The organism is Streptomyces sp. IBSBF 3136 (genome assembly GCF_036815105.1).
Taxonomy (GTDB): Bacteria; Actinomycetota; Actinomycetes; order Streptomycetales; family Streptomycetaceae; genus Streptomyces.
The window spans coordinates 459-7,781 of the sequence record NZ_JAJSZC010000362.1 but is presented as its reverse complement, the minus strand read 5'-3'; the positions used below and the strand labels follow the sequence as shown (position 1 = coordinate 7,781).

Below are 7,323 nucleotides of genomic sequence, written 5' to 3'. Positions count from 1 at the left end.
CCACCACTCCCGCCGGGGTTCCCGCCCCGGCCCACGCCCGCGCCGCCGCCCGTCCGGTGCGCAAGGCGGTCGTCCCGGCCGCCGGGCTCGGCACCCGGTTCCTGCCCGCGACCAAGGCGACGCCGAAGGAGATGCTGCCCGTCGTCGACAAGCCGGCCATCCAGTACGTCGTGGAGGAGGCAGCCGCGGCCGGCCTCGACGACATCCTGATGGTCACCGGCCGGCACAAGCGGGCCATCGAGGACCACTTCGACCACGCCTTCGAGCTGGAGCAGGCGCTGGCGGCCAAGGGCGACACCGTGCGCCTGGACGCCGTACGCGATCCCGCGCGGCTCGCCGACATCCACCACATCCGCCAGGGCGACCCGCTCGGGCTCGGGCACGCCGTGCTGTGCGCCCGCCACCACGTAGGCGACCAGCCGTTCGCCGTGCTGCTCGGGGACGACCTGATCGATCCGCGCGAGACCCTGCTCAGCCGCATGCTGGACGTCCGCGACCGGTACGCGGGCAGTGTGCTGGCGTTGATGAAGGTCGACCCGGAGCTGATCGGCCTCTACGGCTGCGCGGCGGTGGAACCCGCCGAGGAAGGGGAGGAGGACGTCGTACGCGTCACCGGCCTGGTCGAGAAGCCGGCCCCCGGGCAGGCGCCGAGCCGCTACGCGGTCATCGGGCGCTACGTCCTGGACCCCGCGGTCTTCGGCGTCCTGGAGCGCACCCCGCCCGGGCGCGGCGGCGAGATCCAGCTGACCGACGCCCTCCAGGGGCTCGCCGCCGCCGGCACGGTGCACGGGGTCGTCTTCGACGGGCTGCGCTACGACACCGGCGACAAGGCCGAGTACCTGCGTACGGTGGTGCGCCTGGCCTGCGCCCGCCCGGACCTCGGACCGGCTTTCACGCGGTGGCTCAGGGCGTTCGTGGCAGACCTGAACGACGACAGCGACGGCGACGGCGACGGGGTCACCGTGCGGGAGCGCCGCCGGGCCGCCTGAGCCGGCGGCACGCAGCGGAAAGGGGCCCGGCCGGGCCCCTTCTCCGTCCTCGCGTGCGCGGCCCCGGAACGGGCCGCGGCCGCCCGCTCAGCCGTTGGGGCGCAGGGTCCACACGACGGTCATCTCGCCGGTCACGGCCCCGTCCGCGCGGCGGATCTCGATCGCCACGGGGAACTCGGGGCGCTGCCCCGCGTCCAGTTCGGCCACGACGTCGACGGCCGGGCGGCCCAGCGTCGCGGTGGCCGTGACGGCGCCCATGGCGAGCTTCTTGTAGGCGATCTCGGCGCGCACGGCGAGCGGCACGGCGCGGGCGAGCTGGTCACCGAACGCGGCCAGCACGATGGCACCGCTGGCCGACTCGCCGAGCGTGAACATCGCGCCGGCGTGCGGGCCGCCCACGTGGTTGTGGTACGCGTCCTGGTCCGGCAGGGACACCACGGCCCGGTCCCGTGAGGTCTCCACGAACTCCAGGTTCAGCGTCCGGGCCATGGGCACGGTGGCGGCGAGCATGTCGCCGATCGACATCTGGTCTGCGCTCATGCCGCCATGTTACTCACGAGTAGCCGAGTCTGGCCAGAGTGGGGACCGCTTCGCTACGGTCCTGACGAGGGCCGGTGACCGAATCGTTTCCGCGGCGCCGCTAGTGTGGGCGCCCATGTGGCCAGGACAGCAGCCGCCCGGGGGCGAGCAGAACCCGCAGCACAACCCGCAGCAGAACCCCTACCAGCAGCCGGGGTACCAGCAGCCGAATCCGTATCAGCAGCCCGGCTACCAGCAGCCCGGCCCCCAACAGCCCGGCTACCAGCAGCCCGGCCCCCAACAGCCCGGCTACCAGCAGCCGGGCCCCTACGCCCAGCAGCAGTGGGGCGCCCCGGCGCCCGCGGGCGCTCCCCAGCCCTCACCGGCCGGCGGTGGCGGTGGCGGGAACCGGACGAAGATCGTCGCGATCGTGGCGGCCGCGGCCGTGGTGGTGGCCGCGGGCGTGACCGGCTTCCTGGTCCTGGGCGGCAAGGACAAGAAGGACGAGGCCGACAAGCCGAGCACCCCGGCCTCGTCGTCGTCCACCCCGAGCGCGTCCGCCTCCGGTTCCGACGACGACCCGCGCGGCGGCGACGCGGACAAGCCGACGATCGCCGGCTGGAAGGTCGTGGTGAACCCCAAGTGGGGCGTCGCCTTCGACGTGCCGCCGGACTGGGAGGTCCAGGCCACCGGCCTCGCGGTCAACTTCGACTTCCCGAAGTCCGAGAAGGACAAGGGCATCACGATGTCGGGCCTGGCCGAGTACAAGTCCAAGTGGTGCACGTCCGACGACGACAAGGACGGCCGCACCGAGGACACCCCGCTGGCGGTCGTGGGCACCAAGGGCGCCAGCGGCGCCAAGAACACGGACCAGATCGCGGTGAACACCGCGCCCTGGTGGGTGTACGGCGCCTACACCATGCCGGACAAGAAGAGCATCTCGTGGGACAAGAAGGCCACCGCCTTCACCACCACTTCGGGGATCGAGGGCAGCTACGCCTGGGCCCGGTCGACCGACACCCCGCACAAGGGCAAGTGCGCCTCGGACGGCGAGTCACTGACGTTCGGCTTTCAGAACTCGCTGCACAACTACGTGTCGTTCGACTTCTACGGGGCCACCGGGGTCAAGGGCGAGGTCTCCAAGGCGACCGTCCTGAAGGTGCTCGGCACGATCCGGCTGCACGGCACGCCGACGAACGACTGAGCTGCGACGAACGACCGAGCCGGCGGGGGGGGGGGGGGGCCCCCCCGGCCCCGGCCGCCCCCCCCCCCCCGCCCCCCCCCCCCCCCCCCCCCCCCCCCCCCCCCCCCCCCACGCCGGGGATCAGGCCTGGCCGAGGTAGCCCCGGTAGACCCAGTGGCCGTACAGCGAGCCCGGGCCGTCGTCCGAGACCTGGCAGTTGGAGATGCACTCCCAGGTGCCGTGGCTGTTGTCGCACTCGTAGTGCGAGATCACGTGGTGCCCCTTGTAGGCGTGACCGATCACCTTGCCGCTCGGGGAGGGCGTCTTGTGGACCGGGGCGTCCTTCTTCAGGACGTAGCGCGCGGCGACCTCCTGGCACCTGATCGTCGAGGCCGAGGCGGGCGTGGCGAGCACGGCCGGTACGGCCGAGCCGAGGAGCGCGGCCGCACTGACGAGGGCTGCGACATGCTTGCGCATGAACGTCCTTTCTTCTCTTTTCAAGCAATTACGTCATCCCCATGACAAAACGTCATGAACATGACTGCCTCACCCTAGAAGGCCACCCCGTCCCAGTCAAAAAGACGCGCTGTGGCGCGAGTTGGCGGCGGCCCCCCGGCGTCGCCGTAAACCCGAGTCATCGGTCGACGGGGAGCACGCGGGCCGGGTGTTCGCCCTCTTCCGCGTAGCCACCCAGGGGGCGACCCCCGGCGGCGCCGCGCTCGGCCTTGCGCTGGTCGCGGCCGCCGGCCCCGGCTGGGTGCTCGCGATCGACGCGGCCGCCTTCGCCGTCGCCGGCGCACCGCGCTCGTTCCTCGACGCCAGCCACATGCCGCCCCGCTCGCCCGGCGAGGGCAGGCCGACCGATCTGTGTGAGGGCTGGCGGGAGTTGGCGGGCCGGCCCTGACTGCGGGGCAACGTCGTCCAGTCCTCCATCGCCGACGCCGTGGTCGGCGCGGCCGACGCGGTCCACGGTCCGCTCGTGGCCAGCGACGCCTGGGCCGGGCGGGCCCCTGGGGCCTGGCGCTGGGCGCGTTCGGCGCGTTCGGCGCGGGCACGGTGGCCGGCGCCCTGCTGATCACCCGCCGGAGATCCGTCGGCTGCTGCTCGCCGGCACCCGGTGCGCCTTCCCGCTCGCGCGGCAGCGGCGATGGGTCCGGCGATCGGCAGTCCGAGCAGGGCGAAGGCCAGGGACCGGAACCAGCCGTAGAACCGATGCGCGACAGAGCCCGCTGACGTCATGGCGCCAGGCGGTCTCGATGCCGCCGGCTCCCGGATTGTGGCGGCCGCCGACGGGAGGCAGGGTGGTCTTGAGACCTTTCGGGCGAAGCAGAACACACACGACCCGTCACGGATGCGGGCTGCCGGGAACCGGCGGACCTGATCACCGCTGAACGATTGCGTCGGTACACGGGTTCGGCACGCCGGCCGACTCAGGATCGTCCATTTCGGGCCGGCTCACGGAGGTGTGGGAGATGCCAGAGAAAAACCCGGAGCACGGGACAGCCGAGGTCTCCTTGCCGCCCGAAGTCAAATTGCTGCAGGAAGTCACTCCGCCCTTCTTTCCCGAAGGCGGTTCGGGCATGACCATTCTCGTCGACTGGCCTCCCGGTCACCCCGGACTCCCTCCGCATCGCCACTCGGGCCCGTCGTTCGGCTACGTGATGGAGGGCGCGCTCCGGTTCGAACTCGAGGGCGAGCCGGAGCGTGTCGTCGAGGCCGGTGGGACGTTCTGGGAGCCAGGCGGTGACGTGATCCACTACCAGGACGGCAACGCACTCCCCGACGCACCGACCAAGTTCTTGGTGACCATGCTGTGCGCGCCGGGCCGGCCGATGCTCACGTTGGTCGACGAGGAGGAACTGAAGGAACGGGCGCACCTGCGCGCCCCACGCCCCTCCAAAGGCTGACCTGCGAATCGACACTGTTTTGGCGCGCCCGCTGCCCTGTTCTCCTACATCGACCGCGACATGGGCCGGCCGCAATGGCCCGACGTCGGTATGCAGCCGAGCGAGGCGCGTGCTGTCGCGCTCGCAGAGCGCCCCCATGTGTCATATTTTGCCCATATATCCGCATGGAAAGGCACCTGATGAAGATCGCAGTCATCGGCGGTACCGGGCTGATCGGATCGCAGGTCGTCACAGACCTGAACGCCGCCGGGCACGAGGCGGTACCCCACTCGAAGTCCACCGGGGTCGACGTCATCAGCGGACAGGGACTGGACGACGCGGTGGCGGGCGCCGACGTCGTCGTCAACCTGACGAACTCTCCGACCTTCGACGAAGCTTCCCCCGCCTTCTTCCAGACCTCGATGGACAACCTCCTGGCCGCGGCCCGCAAAGGCGGCGTCGGGCACTTCGTCATCCTCTCGATCGTCGGGACGGACCAGGTACCCGAGCTGGACTACTACAAGGCCAAGCTGCTCCAGGAGCAGATCCTCGCGGCCGGGCCGGTCCCCTACTCGATCGTCCGGGCGACGCAGTTCATGGACTTCATGGAAGCCGTCCTGTCCTGGACCGCCGACGGCGACACCGTCCGGCTGCCCGCCACGCCGATCCAGCCGATCGCCTCCAAGGACGTGGCCCGGGCGGTGGCGGAGGTCACCGCCGGCACACCGCTGAACGGCATCCGCAACATCGCCGGCCCCGAGATCTTCCCCCTGGACGAGCTGGGCCGCATCACCCTGTCCCACAAGGGTGACGACCGCACCGTCGTCACCGACCCCACCGCCGGCATGTTCGCCGCCGTCAAGGGTGACGTCCTCACCGACAAGGACGCCCACCTCGCCCCCACCCGCTACTCCGACTGGCTCTCCTGACCCGCTTGCACCTGTGAGGTGTGGAGACCGACCTGCCCCGGGTGGACGCTGTCCGACCTGGTGCAGCACATCGACTAGGGCCGCCGCCGCTGGGCCGCCACCGTCGCCGCCGGACCGGACGCCACGTCCAGGACCCCGGCACAGGGTGACGCGGTTGCGCCGCAGGAGCGCGAGACCGTGCAAGCCTGGCTGGCCGCCTCAACCGAGCTGTTGCCGGCGGCCCTGCGGGAGGCCGGTCCGGTGATCTGGTGTTCTACCTGTACGACCGCATTCCGGCGGACTCCATGCAACTTGAGGGGGACCCGGAGCTGCTTGACCTGCTCCGCGCCTGCGAACCGGAGGACTCGGCGTGACGACACGCCACCGCGCACAAACCGGCCGGTCCCGGACGTCCGCCGACCGACCCGCCGCACCACCCGGGCCGCGGCGGCACCGCTCCCGTCAGCCGATGCCGAAGGCGCCGTCGGGGGGCTCGGGTGAGGGAACGGCATCGGCGTCCACGACCGGCCGGGCCGCACCGATGAATTCCGTGAGCGCCGGGCCGTGTTCGACCCGGGCGGGGAAGACGTCGGCGGCCGTGCGCCGGGCCACGGCGGCCGTGTCGAGCGGCCGGTGCGAGGCGACGAGCACGGCGTTGCCGAACCGCCGGCCGCGCAGCACACCCGGCTCGGCGATCAGCGCGAGCTGGCCGAACAGGTCTAGGAAAGTGGCCAGTTGGGAGCGCAGGAAGGCGAACGGCGCGGCGTCGGCGAGGTTGGCCAGATAGACCCCGTCGGGGCGCAGCACACGCTCGGCCTCCCGGGCGTAGCTGAGCGAGGTGAGGTGGGCCGGGACACGTGAGCCGCCGAACACGTCGGCGATCAGCACGTCGGCCGAGTCGTCCGGGGCGGCCTCAAGCCACGTCCGGGCGTCGGCGGCGTGCAGGACGACTCCCGAACCCTCCGCGAGCGGCAGATGCTCCGTGACCAGTTCCAGCAGCCCCCGGTCGGCCTCGACCACGTCCTGCCGCGACCCCGGCCGGGTGGCGGCAAGGTAACGGGGCAGGGTCAGCGCTCCCCCGCCGAGGTGCACCACGTCCAGCGGCCGCGCGTCCGCGGCGACGGTGTCGAGCACGTACCCGAGCCGCCGCGTGTACTCGAACTCCAGGTGCGCGGGCTCGTCGAGATCCACGTACGACTGCGGCGCCCCGTCGACAGTGAGCAACCAGGCCCTCTCCCGATCGACGTCCGGCATCAGCTTGGCGGTGCCGTGATCGACGCTCCGCGTCACCGGCATGGCTTCACTCACAGCTCCATTGTCCCCGCCGCCCCGAACCACGGACCACGCGGGGCTGCTCCTGAGCGGCGGGAGCTTGCCTGCGGCCAAGCCCTTGACGGCGGGGGCTGGACCGGGCCCAGCCTCAGGCAGCATGCGGGACCCGAGCACACCCCCGGACGCCCGGGGGGCGGCACGCGGCCCGCACCTGAGCGACGGGGACTGAGCGCAGGGTCCCGACGGCAGAAGCCGAGACGCCGCAGGCCCAACCCTGGCCGGGGATCGGGCGCGAGCCCAGACCTGGGCGGCAGCCTGGACGCGTGCGCGGCCCGGACGCCCGGGAGGCGGCAGGCGGCCCGCACCTGAGCGACGGGGACTGAGCGCAGGGCGCCCCCAACGGCAGGAGCCGAGGCGCCACAGGCCCAACCCTGGCCGGGGATCGGGCGCGAGCCCAGACCTGGGCAGCAGCCTGGACGCGTGCGCGGCCCGGACGCCCGGGAGGCGGCAAGCGGCCCGCACCTGAGCGACGGGGACTGAGCGCAGGGCGCCCCCAACGGCAGGAG

General features: G+C 72.3%; 7 protein-coding genes and 1 pseudogene. 5 read left to right on the top strand and 3 right to left on the bottom strand.

Annotated elements, in window-relative coordinates; translation table 11 throughout:
• A partial coding sequence (gene galU / locus V7E45_RS38730; protein ID WP_443056353.1) for a UTP--glucose-1-phosphate uridylyltransferase GalU occupies window positions 1-989 on the top strand: 989 nt, incomplete at its 5' end.
• Window positions 990-1,076: 87 nt separating this feature from the next.
• On the opposite strand, the gene V7E45_RS38725 is transcribed toward galU, so the two are convergent.
• Window positions 1,077-1,529 (bottom strand): DUF4442 domain-containing protein, encoded by a 453-nt coding sequence (locus tag V7E45_RS38725; protein WP_333778972.1) that lies wholly within the window; start codon window positions 1,527-1,529, stop codon window positions 1,077-1,079.
• A 115-nt stretch (window positions 1,530-1,644) separates the two neighbouring features.
• Here V7E45_RS38725 and V7E45_RS38720 point away from each other — a divergent pair, with 115 nt between their 5' ends.
• Complete coding sequence (locus V7E45_RS38720; protein WP_333778971.1) at window positions 1,645-2,712, top strand: hypothetical protein; 1,068 nt, start codon at window positions 1,645-1,647, stop codon at window positions 2,710-2,712.
• Window positions 2,713-2,832: 120 nt separating this feature from the next.
• Here V7E45_RS38720 and V7E45_RS38715 read toward each other — a convergent pair whose 3' ends face one another.
• On the bottom strand, window positions 2,833-3,168 hold the full coding sequence (locus tag V7E45_RS38715; protein ID WP_333778970.1) for a hypothetical protein: 336 nt from the start codon (window positions 3,166-3,168) through the stop codon (window positions 2,833-2,835).
• Between the two features lie 157 nt (window positions 3,169-3,325).
• Here V7E45_RS38715 and V7E45_RS38710 point away from each other — a divergent pair.
• From V7E45_RS38710 to V7E45_RS38700, 3 genes and pseudogenes are all read left to right on the top strand, one after another.
• A pseudogene (locus V7E45_RS38710) lies at window positions 3,326-3,827 on the top strand (MFS transporter); the annotation flags it as partial.
• Between the two features lie 336 nt (window positions 3,828-4,163).
• Window positions 4,164-4,598, top strand: coding sequence for a cupin domain-containing protein (locus V7E45_RS38705; RefSeq protein WP_333778969.1), 435 nt, complete (start codon window positions 4,164-4,166; stop codon window positions 4,596-4,598).
• A 179-nt stretch (window positions 4,599-4,777) separates the two neighbouring features.
• A complete protein-coding gene (locus tag V7E45_RS38700) occupies window positions 4,778-5,506 on the top strand; it encodes an SDR family oxidoreductase (RefSeq protein WP_333778968.1) in 729 nt (242 codons plus the stop codon).
• Window positions 5,507-5,947: 441 nt separating this feature from the next.
• On the opposite strand, the gene V7E45_RS38695 is transcribed toward V7E45_RS38700, so the two are convergent.
• Window positions 5,948-6,793, bottom strand: a complete 846-nt coding sequence (locus tag V7E45_RS38695; protein WP_333778967.1) for a spermidine synthase — start codon at window positions 6,791-6,793, stop codon at window positions 5,948-5,950.
• Between the last annotated feature and the right edge of the window lie 530 nt (window positions 6,794-7,323).